Origin of the sequence: Saccharopolyspora dendranthemae (assembly GCF_007829955.1) — a bacterium.
Taxonomy (GTDB): Bacteria; Actinomycetota; Actinomycetes; order Mycobacteriales; family Pseudonocardiaceae; genus Saccharopolyspora; species Saccharopolyspora dendranthemae.
The window spans coordinates 641,648-658,319 of sequence record NZ_VIWX01000002.1; the positions used below are offsets into that span (position 1 = coordinate 641,648).

The following is a 16,672-nucleotide window of genomic DNA, read 5'->3' on the forward strand; positions in this document are numbered from 1 at the left end:
AGCGGTTCTCAGCGGCGGACGATCTCTCGTTCGACGTAGTCGTGGAGCACCTGCTGCATGCGCTCCACGGAACGGCCGGGCCGCTCGGTGAGGACCTGGATGCCGAGTCCGTCGATCAGCGCGGTCAGCGGCACGGTGAGGTCCTCGGGGTCGGCGTCGGTGACGAACACGCCCTGCTGCTGACCTTCCCGGATGGTGCGGGCGATCGTGTCGTGCCAGCGGGTGTAGGAATCCGAGTGCAGCACGCCCATTTTCGGGTTGCGCGCGCTCTCGTTCCACACCTGCAACCAGATCGACCACTCCAGGCGGAGCAGACCCGGCTTGGGCAGCTGCAGATCGACGAGCCGCAGCAGTCGTTCGTGGGCGTCTTCGATGCTGTGCAGCTCCGCGACCTGCCGGTCGAAGGCCTGTCGCACCGAGTGCCGCAGGGCCTCGGTGAGGAGGTCGTCCCGGCCGGGGAAGTGGTAGTGGATGGTCGCCGCGCTGATCCCGCACGCCTTCGCGACGTCGGCGATCCGAACCGCGTGGTACCCGTGCTCGGCGATGAGGTGCCAGGCGGCGTCGAGGATCTGCTGATGACGCCCGGCCTCCCGCGCATCGGTGGTGCGCGCCAGCACAGCTGAGCGCTGCGGAGCCGCGGCAACGGTCTCGACCTCATCGCTGCCGTTGATCAGCCAGTTCACCGTGACGTTGCCGACCTCGGCCACGCGGGTGAGCTCGGCCGGGGTGAAGCGTCTGGTGCCGGCCAGCGACTTGGACAGCTTGGTGGCGTCCAGTCCCATCTGCTCGGCGAACGCACGCTGGCTGCCCGGGTGCTCCCGCAGTACGAGCCGCACGCGGTCGCGCAGTGCCGAGTCCGCTTCCTCCACGAATCGGAAGGGTAGCAGTCGTTGCGACAATCGCAACGACTGGGTGTATCGCAACGCTGGATGCGGACTGGCCGGGCGCTGAGTGCGCAAAAATATGATGTCTGCGCTGCGGTGATGAAATTGAGGTCTTGACGGATCCCCGGGAAGTGCTCAGTGTGTACGACATTGCGAAACTGATGCATCAGTCGAATCGCAACGCATTCGCTCGCCGAGCGCCCGCTGCCCGACGTCGACCGCGCACCGGTCTCGCGGCTCCTGGTGCGGGCCCCGCGCGGCAAGACACGGCCGGCAGATGCCGGCCACGACATTGGTGGAGGTGCTTCCGTCATCCTCGCGACAGACGGAAAAGTCCGGATCGACAGACGGATCTTCTGGTTCTCGGCGCTGCTGGTGGCCGCCATCTGCGTACCGGTGATGATCGCGCCGGAACGCGGTCAGCAGGCCCTGGACAGCGTGCTCGGCCTGCTCACCGGCAAGTTCGGGTGGCTCTACCTCTGGTTCGCCGCCGGGGTCGCCGGCTTCCTGGCGTGGCTGGCGTTCAGCCGCTACGGCCGGGTGAAGTTCGGCGACCGCGATGACGAACCGGAGTTCTCCACGCGCAGCTGGCTCGCGATGATCTTCACCTCGGGCATCGGTGGCGGGATCATCTACTGGGGCGTCATCGAGTGGTCCTACTACTACGTGGAACCCCCGATGGGCCTGCAGCCCCGCAGCACCGAGGCGGCCGACTGGGCCGCCACGTACCCGCTGTTCCACTGGGGATTCACCGCGTGGGGCCTGTTCTGCCTGCCGGCGCTGGCGCTGGCCTACGTCTACCACGTGCGCAAGCAGCGCACGCTGCGGCTCAGCGACGCCTGTCGCGGTGTGATCGGAGACCGGGCCGACGGCTGGCTCGGCCGGCTCATCGACGTGCTGTTCATCTTCGGCCTGATCGGTGCCGCGGGAACCTCGCTGGGGCTCGAGGTCCCGCTGGTGTCCGAGGGCATCGCCGCGATGACCCCGCTGGAAAAGGGCACGCCGCTGGACATCGGCATCGTGGTGATCTGGACCGGGCTGTTCGGCGTGAGCGTGTTCCTGGGGATGCAGAAGGGGCTCAAGCGGCTGGCCGACATCAACGTGTGGCTGGCGCTCGGACTCGGGCTGTTCATCCTCGTGCTGGGTCCGACGGTGTTCCTGATCGACACGTTCACCCAGAGCACCGGGATCCTGCTGCAGAACTTCGTGGAGATGAGCTTCTACACCGATCCGGTGGGCGGCTCGCGCTTCGAGGAGACCTGGACCATCTTCTACTGGGGCTGGTGGATCGCCTACGCGCCGTTCGTCGGGCTGTTCACGGCCAAGATCTCCAAGGGGCGCACGGTGCGCGGCATGATCGGCGCGATGTGCCTGGCCGGCAGCGCCGGTTGCTGGCTGGCGTTCATGCTGCTGGGCAACACATCGCTGTACTTCGAGATCAACGACGTCGTGCCGGTGGCCGACATCGTGCAGGAGCAGGGTGACACCGCCGGCATCATCGCCACCTTGGCGCACCTCCCGCTGGGATCGTTCGCGGTGGTGGCCTTCCTGCTGCTGATGGTGGTCTTCCTGGCCACGACGCTCGACTCCTCGGCCTACACGATGGCCGCGGTGGCGTCCAAGGATCTGCCGCAGGACGTGGAACCCGCGCGGTGGCACCGGGTCTTCTGGGCGATCGTGCTGGCGGTCGTGTCGGTCGTGCTGATGTACACCGGCGGTCTTGAAGCCCTGCAGACGTTGTCCATCATCACCGCGTTCCCGCTGATCTTCGTGCTGGTGATCGTCGCGATCTCGCTGACCAGATGGCTGCGTGAGGACTTCGGCGACGCCGGTGCGAAGCGGCCGCTGGTGGCCGCGACAGCCGACTCGGGCGACGAACCCGAGAAGGAGCGCGTCGGCGCATCGGACTGACGGCCGGTGCTCCACGCGGATCGGGGCCGGCAGGCGCAACGGCCCCGATCCGCGACGCTCGCGGACCCGAACCGGCTGATCGCTCCTAGCGCTTCCTGCGCAGCGCGTCCTCGAGCTCGCTCTTGGACATCGTGGAGCGTCCGGGGACGTGCGCTCGGCGGGCGTCGTCGTAGAGCTGCTGCTTGGTGCGTCCGCCAGGGCCTTCGCGGTTCCCGGAGCGGAGACCACCGCGGCGTTCGGGCGAGATGTCCTGCACCGAGGTCTTGCTGCGCTGCCGGGCCTGCCCTCGCTGAGCTCGGTCCTTGTTCACCGTGCGCGCCGCGATCTCCTCGGCCCGGCTCTCGCTGGAGCCGCGCTGCCGGGTCTGCTCCTTGATGTGCTCGTACTGCCGTTCCTGCTTCTGGTTCCACGCTCGTTGCGGCACTGCGCTCCGCTCCTTCCCCGCCTCGTGCGGGACTCGACGAGTTGTCCTCGTCCCCGGGGCCTACCCGGTTCCCGGCGCGAGAACACCTCCACCTCTGACAGGAGCGGTCGCCTGCGGAGCGCTGCTAGCGCAGTGCCGGGGCGAGCCAGCGTTGCAGGTAGGAGCGCAGCGCGGTGCCGGAGCGCGCCGGCTCGCCCGGGTCCAGGACCAGCGACTGCAGCGTCCGCAGCAGGTGCTCGACGAGTTCCCGCTGCCTCGCCTCGTCCCAGCCCAAGGCCTGCCAGTCGATCCCGAACCCCGTGATCAGGTTCCGGCCGATGTCGATCGAGGACGTCGAGGTCAGGTTGGCGACGGTGCCGCTCATCCGGCCGGGCGCGAGCAGCCGGTTCAACGCCGGATCGTCGCGCAGGTGCTCGAAGACGTAGGCGACGACCTCGACCGCCGCATCCCCGGCGTCCCCGCCGGTCGCGGCCAGGTGCGTCCGGACGTGCTCGACGAGATCCGCGGTGAGGTCGGCGATGGCCTGGTTCGCGGCGGCGTTGAGCAGTCCTTCGGTGGTGGGGAAGTAGCGGTACACGGTCTGCCGGGTGATGCCGACGCGCTCGGCGATCTCGGCCGTGCTGGTGCTGCCGGCGTCGGTCAGGCGCTCCCGGGTCGCCGCCAGGATCCTGGCGCGCGCCTCCGAGGCATCCGCTGGGGGACTGCCTGCCCATCCGTGCGCTCGCATGGTTTCAGTATCCCATTCCATACACTTTTCATGATGTGTATGGTCCCGGGTCATGGTCACTCCGTTGCCCGCAGGCTTCGACTTCACCGACCCCGACCTCAACCTCGACGGCGTTCCGCACGAGCAGTTCGCCGCCCTGCGCAGTGCCGCTCCGATCTGCTGGGTCGAGCAGGTTCCCGAGGCCCGCGCGGGCATGTCCCAGGAATCCGGGAACGGGTACTGGGCCCTGACCAAGCACGCCGACGTCGCGGCTGTTTCCAGGAACACCAAGCTGTTCAGCAGCCACGAGAACGGGGTGATCATCCGCAACCCGGAAACGGCCACCCGCGAATCGGTCGAGCCGAGCAAGGTCGTGATCATCAACCAGGACCCGCCCGAGCACACCCAGCTCCGGAAGATCATCAGTCGCGGTTTCACCCCGCGCGCCATCGGCGCGCTGGAAGAGGCGTTGGGGGAACGCGCCCGGCGCATCGTCGGCGAGGCCGTCGAGACCGGTGGTGGCAACTTCGTCGACCAGATCGCCTCGCAGTTCCCGCTCGAGGTGATCGGCGACATGCTCGGCATCCCGGCCGAGGACCGCCGGAAGATCTTCGACTGGACCAACCAGATGACCGGTTCCGATGACCCGGACCTGGCGCGGGCCGACCACGATCCCGAAGCCGCCGCCGCCGAAGTCCTGATGTACTCGATGGTCCTGGCCGCCGACCGCCGCGAGAACCCGCGCGAGGACATCGTCACCAAGCTCGTCAAGGCCGACGTCGACGGCCGCGGTCTCACCGACGACGAATTCGGCTTCTTCGTCATCGCTCTGGCGGTGGCGGGCAACGAGACCACGCGCAACGCCACGTCCCACGGGATGAACGCCTTCTTCGACAACCCCGAGCAGTGGCGGCTGTGGAAGGACGAGCGGCCGGGCACGATGATGGACGAGGTCGTCCGCTGGGCCACGCCGGTCACCTCGTTCCAGCGCACGGCCCTCGAGGACACCGAGCTGAGCGGGGTCGAGATCAAGAAGGGGCAGCGCGTTGGGTTGTTCTACGCCAGCGCGAACTACGACGACGACGTGTTCACCGATCCGCTCACCTTCGACATCAGCCGAGACCCCAACCCGCACCTCGGCTTCGGCGGGCACGGCGCCCACTACTGCATCGGTGCGAACCTCGCTCGCATGGAGATCCGCCAGATCTTCGACGCCGTCGCCGACCTGGCCCCCGACATCAGCCGCGCGGGAGAGGTCGCCCGACTTCGGTCCGGGTGGCTCAACGGGATCAAGGAACTCCCCGTCAGCTACGCGTAGCCGACTCCCGCCGGATTACCTGCCCGGTCGCCTCCGTTCGGAGTACGCCGCGAGGGCAGAACCATTGGGGCGCTACAGGTTCTGCTCGTAGTCCAGTCGATCCCGGGCGGAGGAGGCGTGCGCCCGCCGCCGCGCGCACGGCGCGCGGCGGTTCCCCGGGTGTCGTTGAGATCGCCTTGACGTCACCGCAGTGCGGGGCTCATGTGCTCGGCCGCCCACGTTGCGAAGCCGGTCACCGGAACTCCGAGAGCGCGGGCGAACTCCGGGCGTCCCGGCTGGCCCGCCACGTTCAGCCACGCGTGCGATGCGCCCATCGGGGGCATTCCGGCGGCGACGGCTTGCGCTTCGGTCATGTCCGGCGCGGACAGCGGCGTGCCCAGGACCCGGGAGAGCGTCTCGGCGATCTCGGTCATCGACAGGTGGTCGCCGGCCAGCTCCAGCTCGACCCGGTCGAACTGCTCGGGCGCCGCGATCGCGGCGGCGGCTGCGGTGCCGATGTCGTCCACCGCTACCAGGGAGAGCCGCGTCCCGGGGTTCAGGACGCTCACCAGGCCGCCTTCGACGCCGCGCGGGAACAGGAATGCCGTGGAGGGGAGGAAGTTCTCCATGAAGGTGCCGGGCTTGAGGAGGGTCCAGCGCCGGAGTCCCGCTGTGCGGACGCGGTCCTGGATCGCGGTCTTGGCCGACAGGGTGGCGTGCATGGCAGACCAGCGGCTCTCGTCCCAGCCGGGGATCTCGGTGTGCTGGCCGGCGCCGGTGACCGACGTGTGCACGAACTGCGGCACGCCGGCGGCTTCGGCGGCCTCGATCAGGTTGACGCCCTGGGTGACCTCGCCGTCGAAGTCGAAGCCCGCTGCGGTCATCTCCGGCATCTGCACCGAGAAGACGGCGCGGACGCCCTCGGCGGCCCGGAGCAGGGAATCGCGGTCGCGAAGATCGCCCGTGACGAGCTCGGCCCCGAGCGCTTCGAGGGTCTCGGCGCGCGGTGTGGCCGGGTCGCGCACGAGAGCGCGGACGGGAACACCGGCAGCGCGCAGGGCGCGGGCGGTCGCGCCGCCTTGCTTGCCGGTGGCGCCGGTGACCAGAACGGGGGCGGTGTCGGTCGGCATGGTGGTCCTCCAGCTCGTCGTCACAAACGGCGGGGACCGCCGTTTGTGCTTCCGGTACGATACGGCGGACCCCGCCACTTAGCAAGCACGGGAGCAGCCCATGCCTGATCAGCGGCGCGCCGACGCTCGGCGCAACTACGCGCGCATCCTCGCGGTGGCGGAGGAGGAGGTCGCTGCTCGCGGGGCCGACGCGTCCCTGGAGCAGATCGCGCGCACCGCGGGAGTGGGCTCGGGGACCGTGCGCCGGCACTTCCCGAGCCGTCGGGCCGTCTTGGAGGCGGTCTCCCGCAAGCGGGTGGAGGCCCTGCGCGTCCGCGCCCACGAGCTCGCGGACGAGGGCGACAGCCGGGAGGCGCTGCTGGGATGGCTCAGCGAGGTCGTCGACTACTGCGTCTCCGCCAGGGGTTTGGCGGTCGCGCTGGCCTACGACGACGGATCCGATCCCACGCAGGACAACGCCTGCTCGGCGGTGCTGGAAGACGCGGCGGGCCCGCTGGTGCACCGCGCCGCCCAGGACCGCGCCGTGGCGCCGGGCACCACCGTCGGGGACCTCATCGCGCTCGCCGTCGGCATCGCGCTCGCCACCGAGCACCGCCCTGACCCCACCTCGGCGGCGCAGCGGCTGTTCCGCCTGGTCGTCGCGGGTCTGAGCCCGCAGGGCTGAGCCGCGCGGCGGTCGCGGTACGTCCACATCGGACTTCCCCGAGGTGGTCGGTTTCCGCGCGCCCCGACGCGGGTAGGGCGAGGGATGAGGCCCTCGTGACGGGAAGGAGCCGACATGATGGAGCGAGGCTCGGACAAGCACGGACCGAAGAAGGACGACGAGCTGGAGAAGGAGATGGAGGCGCACCTCCGGAGCGGTCAGAGCCAGCGCGCCGACGAGGCGCTCGACGCCGAACCGCCGGCGGACGACGACCCGGTGACCAACATCCGTCCGGACCCGTCGGCGGAGCGCTGAGTCGCCCTCCCGGAAGAGGACCGCGGCGCCGAACCCCGTCGGCGTTGCGGCTTCCGGGTGATGCGCGGGGAGGCCGATGGCGTGAAACCGGCTCCTGAAGAACCATTTCCGCGTGATTCCCGGTCCGTGGCCGCTGCCGTGCGGCAGCCTTGAGGTCGTCGGCGGGGAACTGGGGTCCCCGCAGTGGTGGCGACGACGGGGGTCACATGCCGCGGGACACGAGCGCAACGCAGGAGCGCGCCACGGCGCCCGGCCCGCTGATCGGGGTGGAAGACCTGGAACCGCCCGTGTGGGCGGACGTGGACCAGAAGGTCGCGGGCGCGGGGTTGTGGCAGACCGTGCGCGAACTGCCGACTGCGGCCAGGGTGGTGATTGGCCTGGCCTTCGAAGCCGCGCCGGGTCGCACCTCGCTGGCGGGCGTCGTCCAGCTGGCTTCGGGCTGCGCATCGGCGTTCGGCCTGTTCGCCACGGCCGGAGTCCTGACGCAGCTGCTCACGACCGGCCCCACACCCGAGCGCGTGGTGGCCTCGCTGCCGGCGATCGCCGTGGTGGTAGCGGCCTTCGCGCTGCGCGGCCTGCTGCAGACCGCGGTCTCGGCGGTCGAGGGCGTGCTGATGCCGCTCGTGCGCCGGGCCGCTCAGGACCGGCTCAACGCGGCCGTCGCCGAGGTGGAACTGCTGGCGTGGGAAGACCCCGACTTCCAGGAACTGGCCCGCCAGGGCGGGTACCAGGGCGTGCAAGCCGTGGAATCCAGCATCCGCAGCATCACCCAGATCTCGTCGGCTCTCGTGTCGCTCACCGCGGCGCTGGTCACGGCCGCGGTGCTGAACCCGTGGCTGCTCCCCGTTCTCCTGCTGCCGACCGCCGCCGAGGCGTGGGCGTCCATGCGCGCCGCGAAGCAAGGATACCTGAGCTTCCTGAGCCTGGTCGCGCGGCGGCTTCGGTTGCACGTGGCCGAGAACCTGCTCGTCGCCAGGGACGTGAGCACCGAGCGGACAGCGCTGAACCTGCAGGAGCCGTTGCTGGTGGAGCACCGCCGCATCGCCGATCAGGTCACCGCCGAAGCGATCCGCTCCGAGCACCGCCAGACCCGGACGCGGCTGATCGGCCGCACGCTGGCCGGGATCGGCACGGGACTGGCGTACTGCGTGCTCGGTCTGCTGCTCTACACCGCTGCGATGCCGCTGGCCATCGCGGGCGCGGCGGTCATCGCGATGCGCGCCGCCGCGAGTGCGCTGTCGATCACGATGGTGTCGGTCAACCGGCTCTACGAGCACTCGTTCTACTTGCGCTTCTACCAGCAGCTCCTCGCCGAGGCGGGCAGGCGGAGCCGGCCGGCCGCGGGACTGCCGGCCCCGCGCGATCCGGGCACGATCCGGCTGGAGAACGTGTCGTTCCGCTACCCGGGTTCCGACGCACCGTCGCTGCGCGGCATCGACCTGACGTTCCACCGAGGTGAGGTCGTCGCCCTCGTCGGGGAGAACGGGTCCGGCAAGACCACGCTGGGCAAGGTGCTCACCGGCCTGTACCCGCCGACCGAGGGGCGGGTGCTGTGGGACGAGGTGGACCTGGCCGCGGTAGAACCTCGGGGCGTGGCCGAGCAGATCGCGCTGATCGATCAGAGTCCGGCCCGGTGGCCGATGACGGCTGCCACCAACGTCCGCATCGGCGACCTGGGGGCCGAAGAACCGTTCGACGGCAGGTGGGACGCAGCGCTGGGCGAGTCCGGGGCAGGCGACGTCCTCGCCGGGCTTCCCCACGGGCACGACACCGTGCTGTCGCGCCAGTTCCGGAGGGGGCACGAGCTCTCCGGCGGCGGGTGGCAGCGCATCGGCGTCGCTCGCGGCATCTACCGCGGTGGAGCGTCGGTGCTGGTGGCGGACGAGCCGACCGCCGCTCTCGACGCGAAGGCGGAGGCGCGCGTGTTCGCCGGTCTCCAGCACGCGACCCGGGACGCGCGGGGCAGTGGGAAGCACCGGACCACGATCCTGGTCACCCACCGGCTGGCCAACGTCCGCCACGCCCACCGCATCGTGGTCATGAGCGCGGGGGAGGTGGCGGAGTCCGGGACCCACGAGGAGCTGATGGACGCACGCGGCCTGTACCGGGAACTGTTCACCATCCAAGCGAGCGCCTACGCCGAGGACGGTCGGTGCGGCCGATGCGGGAACGAGTGACGGAGCTTTCCGCCGGAAGAGGTCAGCCGGGACCGTCGCGGCGCGCACGTCGCGCGATCCAGCAGAAGTCCGCCGCCGCGATCACCGCGAGGATCACCAGAACCCACGCGACCCACGCCGGCTCCGGCAGCCACAGGAACAGCAGCACGGCCACGACCGCGCAGAAGACCGCGCCGATCCCGGCCAGCCACAACCACAGGGTCAGCGCGCTCGGCACCTGACCGCCCGGCAGCGCTCGTTCGTCATCGGTGCCTTCGCGTTCTCCCATGCCTCCCGGTCACCTCCTGGGACCGCCTCACCTCACCGGCGGGCCGATGTCGCATCGTCAGCCGTCCGGGTCGTCGGCGGTGTCGTGGCGCTGTTCGCGGGCGGTCTTGCGCGCTTCCGCGGGGCTGGCGGCCGTCGGGGCGGAGCCCGGGAGCGCCCGGCGAGCGGACTCGCGGGTGAACAGCACCGCGACGAGCCCGACGGCGCCGGCGAACACCAGCAGGAACGCCGGGGCGATCGTGTTGCCGGTGGTGCCGATCAGCGCCTCGGAGATCAGCGGGGTGGTGCCGCCGAACAGGGCCACGGCGATGTTGAATCCGATCGACACCCCACCGTATCGGACGGGTGTGCGGAACAGAGCCGGGATCGTCGAGGGCAGGGTCCCGCTGAAGCAGACCAGGATCAGACCCAGCAGGAGGACGCCCACGAACACCGACCACCAGTGCCCGAGGCTCATGAGCAGGAAGATCGGCACCGCGAGCACGATGAGCGCGGCGCTTCCCGCCGTGACGATCGGCAGGCGCCCCCACTGGTCCGAACGCCATCCCAGCCGCACGACCAGGCCGATCACCATCACGAGCACGGCCAGCACCAGCACGAGCGACTGCGGGTGGCTGAAGCCGAGAACGACGGTCAGGTAGGTCGGCATGTAGGCGGTGAGCATGTAGTTGGTGACGTTGAAGACCAGCACCAGGCCGATGCAGACCAGCAGCGGCCGCCAGCTGTCCACGAAGATCTCGCGGAAGGTGTTGCGCGGGTTCTCCTCGGAGTCGTCGACGTCATCGGACTGGCCCGTCTGCTGGAAGGCCGGCGTCTCCTCCAGCCGGAACCGGAGGTAGAGCCCGATCAGCCCGAGCGGTCCGCCGAGCAGGAACGGGATCCGCCAACCCCAGCTCAGCAGGGCGTCCTCGGGGAGCGTGATCGTCAAGATGGTCACGACCGCCGCGCCCAGCGAATACCCGACGAGTGTGCCGAATTCCAGCCAGCTGCCCATGAAACCCCGCCTGCGGTCGGGGGAGAACTCGGCCACGAACGTCGTGGCACCGCCGTACTCCCCACCGGTCGAGAAGCCCTGCACTAGCCGGGCGACGAGCAGCAGGATGGGCGCACCGATGCCGATGCTGGCGTAGCTGGGGATCAGACCGATCGCGAACGTTCCGGCGGCCATGGTCACCATCGTGATGGCGAGGACCTTGCGGCGTCCGATGCGGTCGCCGAGCGGTCCGAAGAAGAAGCCGCCCAGCGGCCGCACCAGGAACGCCACCGCGAAGGTGGCGAAGGTGGAAAGCAGCTGAGCGGTCGGGCTGCTCGACGGGAAGAAGACCTGGCTGATCACGACGGTGATGTAGCTGAAGACGCCGAAGTCGAACCATTCCATCGTGTTCCCGATGGCCGCGGCCGCGACCGCTCTGCGGACCTTCGGCTCCTCGACGATCGTCACGTCTTCGGGTGTGGGTCGGTTCCGCCTGCGCCGGTGAGGCCATCGTCCCCGGTTCGTCGCGGCAGCCATGCCCACCCCTCAGCCGTCGGTGTTCACGCCCGGGTTTCGCACCCGCGCGATCGCCCGGGTGCGAAACCCGGGCGCCTGCAGCACTTCCTTCACGAACTCGTCACGACGTCAGGTGTTCGGCAACGACTGGTGGAGCACCGCGACGAGGTCGTAGCTCTTGTCGTGGACCCTGGACGGTTCGGCTGCCGGCCTCCTGTTCCGGTGGTCGTCGGTCCGCCCCTTCGGGTCGGCACCTGCGCGGTCGTCCAAACCTCGTCGCGACAGGATCAGCCGTTCGACGGATCCGGTTCGCGCGCCACCCCAGGAGGTGGGATCCTCGGCGCCCCGCCCCCGTGCGTCCACAAGGGACTCATCTGGTGCGCGATCCGATCGGGACCTGGAATCCGCCGATCCGCTGCTCGATCAGTTCGGCGAGGCGCAGCGGCGTGCGGTCCTCGAACATCGGGCCGATGATCTGCACTCCCACCGGCAGGCCGTCGGAGCTCCGTCCCGCTGGTACGGCCGTGGCGGGCAGACCGGGCATCGTGGCCAGGCCCGCCCAGACCAGCTGGTCGAAGTAGGGGTGCCCGACGCCGTCGATGGCGATCTGGCGTTCCAGCGGCTCGGGGGTGTGGTCGTGCGGGAACGCGGGAGTCGGCGAGGTCGGGCACACCACGGCGTCGAACTCGGCGAAGAGCTCACGCCATCCCCTGCGGTGGAGCTCGCGAGAGGTGTTGGCCTCCAGCCAGTCGCGGTGGCTCAACACCATCCCCCGCAGTCGTGCCGCGTCGAGACTCGTGTCGTCCGCGCCCAGTTCGGCTGCCCGGGTTCGCAGTTCCTCCAGCGATCCGACGGGAAAGCGCACGACGGAGCCCGAGGCCAGCAACGTCGTGTAGAGCGTCGCGGCTTCGGCCAGATCGGGCAGCAGCGGACTGCGCCGCTCGACGCGGGCCCCGCTCTCGACGAGCGCCCCGGCCACCCGTTCCACGCCCTCCTTCACGGCCGCCGCGGTCGGGATGAGCGGATGCTGGTCGAGGACCAGGACCCGGAAGTCGCTGAGCTCCTGGTGACGTGCGGGCGGCAGGGTCAACGAGTGCGCCACGCCGAACGTCAGCGGATCTGGCCCGGCCATGACGTCGAGCAGGAGGGAGAGGTCGCGGGCGGTGCGGGCCATCGGTCCCACGACGGCGAGGTCGAGGTCGACCGGAAGGGCGGGCGTGGTGGGCGCGACCATCCCGCGGTTGGCCGCCAGCCCGAGGGTGGGCTTGTGCGCGTAGACGCCGCAGAAGTGCGCGGGCGTGCGCAGCGAACCACCGATGTCGGAACCGATCGACAAGGTCCCGAACCCGGCTGCCAGGGCCGCCGCCGACCCTCCGGAGGACCCGCCCGGCGTCCTGCTGCGATCCCACGGGTTGTGGGTGGTCCCGTAGATCTCGTTGTAGCTCTGCAGGTCCTGCAGCCCCAAGGGCACGTTGGTCTTGCCGAGCACCACCGCGCCGGCGTCGCGGAGCCGCGAGACCTGCACCGCGTCCTGCTCCGGTACGAAGTCGCGGTGCTCGGGCATGCCCCAGGTGGTGGGCAGCCCGGCGATGTCGTAGGACTCCTTGACCGTCACCGGGATGCCGAGCAGCGGCCGGTCCTCGCCTCGTGCGCGCGCCCGATCGGCTTCGAGGGCGGTAGCCCGCGCGCGGTCGAAGTCCGGTTGGCAGATCGCGTTGATCGTTTCGTCGAGACGCTCGATGTGCGTGATCGCCTCGTCGGTCACCTCCATCGATGTCACGTCACCGCCGCGCAAGGCGGTCCGGAGTTCTTCGGCCGTCGCGTAGTTCCAGTCCATGCTTCGGAACGTAGCGACCCCTGCGAAGAGCCATAAAATTCCTTTGCGCACAACGCCATCGGCCTATTTATCACACCTGTGATAGTTTTCCGGAGTGGCACGGTTGGATGTGGGTTCGGTGGCCTACGCGCTCGCGGACGGTCGTCCGCTGCTGCGTGATGTCTCGTTCAGCGTCGGCGGGGGAGAGCGGGTCGCGCTGATCGGCGCGAACGGCACCGGGAAGACCACGTTGCTGCGGACCGTCATCGGTGAGCTCGTGCCGGAGTCCGGGGCGGTGACCCGCGAAGGCAGCCTGGGAGTGATGCGCCAGTTCATCTCCGGCAGCACGGTGCGGGAGTTGCTGCTGTCGGTCGCGCCTCCCCGGATCCGGAGCGCGGCGGCCGCGCTCGCGCAGGCCGAAGCCGTGATGGAAGACCGCGGGACCGCGGAATCGCAGATGGCCTTCGCCTCGGCGGTCGCCGCGTGGGGCGACGCGGGCGGTTACGACGCCGAGGTCTTGTGGGACACCTGCTCGGTCGCGGCTCTCGGCGTGCCGTTCGACCTGTGCCGGGACCGCCCGCTGTCCGCTCTTTCCGGTGGCGAGCAGAAACGTCTCGCGCTGGAGGCGCTGCTGCGCGGCCCGGACGATCTGCTGCTGCTGGACGAGCCGGACAACTCGCTCGACGTCCCGGGCAAGCGGTGGCTGGAGCAGCAGCTCCGGTCGACCACCAAAGGCGTGCTCTACGTCAGCCACGACCGAGAACTGCTGGCACGCACCGCCACGTCGATCGTCACGCTGGAACTCGGTGCCGCGGGCAACACCTCCTGGGAGCACGCGGGCAGTTTCGAGACCTACCGCGAAGCGCGGGAGCAGCGCTTCGAGCGGCTGGACGAGGCGCGCCGACGGTGGGACGAGGAGCACGCGAAGCTCCGCTCGCTCGTGCTGATGTACAAGCAGAAGGCCGCCTACAACTCCGACATGGCCTCCCGCTACCGGGCCGCGCAGACCCGGCTGGCCCGGTTCGAGGAGGCCGGGCCCCCGGAAGAGCAGCCCCGGGAGCAACAGCTCGACATGCGGTTGCGCGGTGGGCGCACCGGAAAGCGCGTGCTCACCTGCCGGTCGCTGGAACTGACCGGTTTGATGGGCGCTTTCGACTTCGAGGGCTGGTACGGCGACCGGATCGCCGTGCTCGGATCCAACGGGTCGGGTAAGTCGAACCTGCTGCGGCTGCTCGCCGCCGGCGGCAGCGATCCTGCGCCGGAGCAGGAACCGGCTGGGGACGCGGTGATCGAGCCCGTCGCGCACACGGGTGCCGCTCGGTTGGGAGCGCGGGTGCGACCGGGCGCGTTCGTCCAGAACCGGGGTCGCCCGGACCTCGTCGGCCGCACGCTGCTGGAGATCTTGCACCGGGGCGATGAGCGCCGCGCGGGCATGCCGCGTGAAGACGCGTCCCGAGTGCTCGCCCGCTACGAGCTCGCCAGATCGGCCGAGCAGCGCTTCGAATCGCTCTCCGGTGGGCAGCAGGCCAGGTTCCAGATCCTGCTGCTCGAGCTCGGTGGGGCGACGATGCTGCTGCTGGACGAACCCACCGACAACCTCGACCTCGTCTCGGCGGAAGCGCTCCAGCGGGCGCTGCGGGAGTACCGGGGAACGGTGCTGGCGGTCACGCACGATCGGTGGTTCGTCCGGGACTTCGAGCGGTTCCTCGTGTTCGGCGCCGACGGCGACGTGCGTGAGACCAACGAGCCCGTCTGGGACGAGAAGCGCGTCAACAGGCGGAGGAGCTGAGCCGTGCCTGCCCGGATCGATCCGCAGAAGCGCCGGCAGCAGGTGGTCGAGGCGGCGTTCCGGCTCGTCGTGGCCGACGGGTGGCAGAACGTGTCGCTGCGGAAGGTGGCCGACGAATCGGGTCTGAACATCGGTTCGGTGCGTCACTACTTCGACGGGCACGAGGACCTGCTCGCCGCTGCGGCGGAAGAAGCGGGTTCTCGGATGGGTCGTCGTCTCTCCGAGCATCCGGTCGATCAGCTGCGCGGACTGCGGGGCGATGCCGCGGTCAACGCGCTGCAAGCGATGGTCGAGGCTGTCCTGCCCGTTGACGACGCGCGCCGCGAAGAGGCCATCATGGTCGTCGAACTCATCACGGCGTCGCGTACTGTTCCGGTGTTCCGGGCGATGGCCGAGCGCATGGGGGACGACCTGGCTGCGGTCCTGCGGGAGGCGCTGGACGCGCTCGGAGTGCCCGACGCCGATCTCTCGGCAGCGCAGGTCGCCGCGTTGATCGGGGGTCTGACCACCGACGCCGTGACGCCGCACGGGCGTGTCAGCGTCGACCGGATCAGGGCTGTCCTGCGGGCGCAGCTGGAGATGGTGCTGGGACAGGGGAGATCACGTTGCCGGGATGGTTGTTCGGGCTGCTCGCAGCCGCGTTCGTGCTCTACACCGACGACTACGTGATCGCGGGCATCCTCCCCGAACTGGCGGGGGAGCTCGGTGTCACCGAAGGTCAGGCCGGGCAGCTGGTGACCGCGTTCTCCGCGACCGTCGCGGTCGCGGCGCCGCTCGCCGCTGTGGCCCTGGCGCGGGTGCCTCGGCGGCGGTTGTTGGCGGTAGCGCTGCTGACGTTCATCGCGGCGAACGCCGCCGCTGCGATGACCCCGTCGTTCGCGGTCCTGGTGGTGCTGCGAGTGCTCGCCGCGCTCTCGGCGGCCGCCTGCACACCGGTGCTGTTCGCGTTCGCGGCGCGGCACGCCCCGGAGGAGAAGGTCGGCAGCTACCTCGCCGTCGTCTCGCTGGGTGTCACCGGCGCGATCGCCGCAGGGGTGCCCGCGGGCACCTGGATCGGCGGAACCTTCGGCTGGCGAGGGACCTTCGCGGCGATGGCGATCGCCGGAGCGCTCGTGGTCGTGCTCCTGCTCACGACCTTGCCCCGACCCGAGGGCGCCGAGGAAGCGCCTGCGCTGGGCGAGCAGCTGCGCGCTCTGCGACGGCTCCCGATCGTGCTGGGGCTGCTGGCCAACTGCGTGCTCATGACCGGATCCATGATGATGCTGACCTACCTCGCCCCGTACCTCGCGGAGACGACGACGGCCGGGGTGGACGAGCGCGCGGTCGCCTTCGGCCTCGCCGGGATCGCCGGCATGGCGGGGATCTGGCTGGGCGGGGTCGCCACCGACCGCTGGGGTGCCGATCGCGCCCTGCTCTTCGGCGTCACGATGATCGTCGCGGCGATGGTCGCGCTGTGGGCGCTCTGGGCGAGCCGGCCGGCGTCGCTGCCGATCGTGCTCGCCGTGGCCGCGGTGTGGGGCGGCATGGCGTTCTGGAACTCACCGGCGATCCAAGCCCGGCTGCACCGGCTCGCGGGACCGGTCTCGGGGCAGGCGCTGGCGCTCAACACCTCCGGCACCTACCTCGGGGTGTCCCTCGGAGCCGCGGGCGGCGGCGTCATCCTCACCGGTGCCGGGCCCGGAGTCCTGCCGCTCAGCGCGGCGGCTTTCGCGATCGCCGCGCTGGTGCTGCTCGCCCTGGCGGGCCGCGCCACCCGCGTCGTCGTTCCCGGCTGAGGGCGGTCACTCCGACTGCGGGTCGCGTCCGAGCGCCAGCGAGACCGAC

General features: G+C 70.2%; 16 protein-coding genes. 8 read left to right on the plus strand and 8 right to left on the minus strand.

Annotated features, from left to right (window positions below):
- Window positions 1-8: 8 nt before the first annotated feature.
- Window positions 9-869 carry a TetR/AcrR family transcriptional regulator gene (locus FHU35_RS11725; protein WP_222429347.1) on the minus strand — a complete coding sequence of 287 codons (861 nt, stop codon included), beginning with the start codon at window positions 867-869 and terminating at the stop codon, window positions 9-11.
- 258 nt (window positions 870-1,127) lie between these two features.
- On the opposite strand from FHU35_RS11725, the gene FHU35_RS11730 reads away from it, so the two are divergent.
- Window positions 1,128-2,795 (plus strand): BCCT family transporter, encoded by a 1,668-nt coding sequence (locus tag FHU35_RS11730; protein ID WP_281290233.1) that lies wholly within the window; start codon window positions 1,128-1,130, stop codon window positions 2,793-2,795.
- A gap of 85 nt (window positions 2,796-2,880) precedes the next feature.
- On the opposite strand, the gene FHU35_RS11735 is transcribed toward FHU35_RS11730, so the two are convergent.
- Together FHU35_RS11735 and FHU35_RS11740 are read right to left on the minus strand one after the other, a co-directional pair.
- The gene (locus FHU35_RS11735) at window positions 2,881-3,219 is read right to left on the minus strand and encodes a plasmid stabilization protein (protein WP_145738531.1); all 339 of its coding nucleotides are present in this window, start codon (window positions 3,217-3,219) and stop codon (window positions 2,881-2,883) included.
- Window positions 3,220-3,343: 124 nt separating this feature from the next.
- Window positions 3,344-3,946 (minus strand): TetR/AcrR family transcriptional regulator, encoded by a 603-nt coding sequence (locus FHU35_RS11740; RefSeq protein ID WP_186459388.1) that lies wholly within the window; start codon window positions 3,944-3,946, stop codon window positions 3,344-3,346.
- Between the two features lie 52 nt (window positions 3,947-3,998).
- Here FHU35_RS11740 and FHU35_RS11745 point away from each other — a divergent pair, with 52 nt between their 5' ends.
- A complete protein-coding gene (locus FHU35_RS11745; protein ID WP_145738533.1) occupies window positions 3,999-5,243 on the plus strand; it encodes a cytochrome P450 in 1,245 nt (414 codons plus the stop codon).
- Window positions 5,244-5,425: 182 nt separating this feature from the next.
- Here the strand turns inward: FHU35_RS11745 and FHU35_RS11750 are convergent, their stop codons facing one another.
- The gene (locus FHU35_RS11750; RefSeq protein WP_145738534.1) at window positions 5,426-6,352 is read right to left on the minus strand and encodes an NmrA family NAD(P)-binding protein; all 927 of its coding nucleotides are present in this window, start codon (window positions 6,350-6,352) and stop codon (window positions 5,426-5,428) included.
- 100 nt (window positions 6,353-6,452) lie between these two features.
- On the opposite strand from FHU35_RS11750, the gene FHU35_RS11755 reads away from it, so the two are divergent.
- The 3 genes from FHU35_RS11755 to FHU35_RS11765 all read left to right on the plus strand — a co-directional run bounded on the left by FHU35_RS11755 (window position 6,453) and on the right by FHU35_RS11765 (window position 9,487).
- The gene (locus FHU35_RS11755) at window positions 6,453-7,016 is read left to right on the plus strand and encodes a TetR/AcrR family transcriptional regulator (protein WP_145738535.1); all 564 of its coding nucleotides are present in this window, start codon (window positions 6,453-6,455) and stop codon (window positions 7,014-7,016) included.
- A 114-nt stretch (window positions 7,017-7,130) separates the two neighbouring features.
- Window positions 7,131-7,310 carry a hypothetical protein gene (locus FHU35_RS11760; RefSeq protein WP_145738536.1) on the plus strand — a complete coding sequence of 60 codons (180 nt, stop codon included), beginning with the start codon at window positions 7,131-7,133 and terminating at the stop codon, window positions 7,308-7,310.
- 206 nt (window positions 7,311-7,516) lie between these two features.
- Window positions 7,517-9,487, plus strand: a complete 1,971-nt coding sequence (locus FHU35_RS11765; RefSeq protein WP_145738537.1) for an ATP-binding cassette domain-containing protein — start codon at window positions 7,517-7,519, stop codon at window positions 9,485-9,487.
- Window positions 9,488-9,509: 22 nt separating this feature from the next.
- Here FHU35_RS11765 and FHU35_RS11770 read toward each other — a convergent pair whose 3' ends face one another.
- The 4 genes from FHU35_RS11770 to FHU35_RS11785 all read right to left on the minus strand — a co-directional run bounded on the left by FHU35_RS11770 (window position 9,510) and on the right by FHU35_RS11785 (window position 13,080).
- On the minus strand, window positions 9,510-9,755 hold the full coding sequence (locus FHU35_RS11770; protein ID WP_145738538.1) for a DUF4175 domain-containing protein: 246 nt from the start codon (window positions 9,753-9,755) through the stop codon (window positions 9,510-9,512).
- Between the two features lie 57 nt (window positions 9,756-9,812).
- The gene (gene proP / locus FHU35_RS11775) at window positions 9,813-11,264 is read right to left on the minus strand and encodes a glycine betaine/L-proline transporter ProP (protein ID WP_145738539.1); all 1,452 of its coding nucleotides are present in this window, start codon (window positions 11,262-11,264) and stop codon (window positions 9,813-9,815) included.
- A 108-nt stretch (window positions 11,265-11,372) separates the two neighbouring features.
- On the minus strand, window positions 11,373-11,606 hold the full coding sequence (locus tag FHU35_RS11780) for a hypothetical protein (RefSeq protein ID WP_145738540.1): 234 nt from the start codon (window positions 11,604-11,606) through the stop codon (window positions 11,373-11,375).
- A gap of 7 nt (window positions 11,607-11,613) precedes the next feature.
- Window positions 11,614-13,080, minus strand: coding sequence for an amidase (locus FHU35_RS11785; RefSeq protein WP_145738541.1), 1,467 nt, complete (start codon window positions 13,078-13,080; stop codon window positions 11,614-11,616).
- 94 nt (window positions 13,081-13,174) lie between these two features.
- Between FHU35_RS11785 and FHU35_RS11790 the strand changes: the two genes are divergently transcribed.
- Genes FHU35_RS11790 through FHU35_RS11800 form a run of 3 tightly spaced genes read left to right on the plus strand, consistent with a single transcriptional unit; the run spans window position 13,175 to window position 16,623 of the window.
- Window positions 13,175-14,848, plus strand: a complete 1,674-nt coding sequence (locus tag FHU35_RS11790; protein WP_145738542.1) for an ATP-binding cassette domain-containing protein — start codon at window positions 13,175-13,177, stop codon at window positions 14,846-14,848.
- A 3-nt stretch (window positions 14,849-14,851) separates the two neighbouring features.
- Complete coding sequence (locus FHU35_RS11795) at window positions 14,852-15,517, plus strand: TetR/AcrR family transcriptional regulator (RefSeq protein ID WP_145738543.1); 666 nt, start codon at window positions 14,852-14,854, stop codon at window positions 15,515-15,517.
- Complete coding sequence (locus FHU35_RS11800) at window positions 15,454-16,623, plus strand: MFS transporter (RefSeq protein ID WP_145738544.1); 1,170 nt, start codon at window positions 15,454-15,456, stop codon at window positions 16,621-16,623. Before FHU35_RS11795 ends, FHU35_RS11800 begins: the two co-directional genes overlap by 64 nt.
- Window positions 16,624-16,672: the final 49 nt, after the last annotated feature.

Bases quoted from the DNA above. Each gene is read 5' to 3' on its own strand.
- FHU35_RS11765 (WP_145738537.1), top strand. From the start codon at position 7,517: ATGCCGCGGGACACGAGCGCAACGCAGGAGCGCGCCACGGCGCCCGGC.
- FHU35_RS11755 (WP_145738535.1), top strand. From the start codon at position 6,453: ATGCCTGATCAGCGGCGCGCCGACGCTCGGCGCAACTACGCGCGCATC.
- FHU35_RS11770 (WP_145738538.1), bottom strand. From the start codon at position 9,755: ATGGGAGAACGCGAAGGCACCGATGACGAACGAGCGCTGCCGGGCGGT.
- FHU35_RS11740 (WP_186459388.1), bottom strand. From the start codon at position 3,946: ATGCGAGCGCACGGATGGGCAGGCAGTCCCCCAGCGGATGCCTCGGAG.
- FHU35_RS11750 (WP_145738534.1), bottom strand. From the start codon at position 6,352: ATGCCGACCGACACCGCCCCCGTTCTGGTCACCGGCGCCACCGGCAAG.
- FHU35_RS11785 (WP_145738541.1), bottom strand. From the start codon at position 13,080: ATGGACTGGAACTACGCGACGGCCGAAGAACTCCGGACCGCCTTGCGC.
- proP (WP_145738539.1), bottom strand. From the start codon at position 11,264: ATGGCTGCCGCGACGAACCGGGGACGATGGCCTCACCGGCGCAGGCGG.
- FHU35_RS11760 (WP_145738536.1), top strand. From the start codon at position 7,131: ATGATGGAGCGAGGCTCGGACAAGCACGGACCGAAGAAGGACGACGAG.
- FHU35_RS11745 (WP_145738533.1), top strand. From the start codon at position 3,999: ATGGTCACTCCGTTGCCCGCAGGCTTCGACTTCACCGACCCCGACCTC.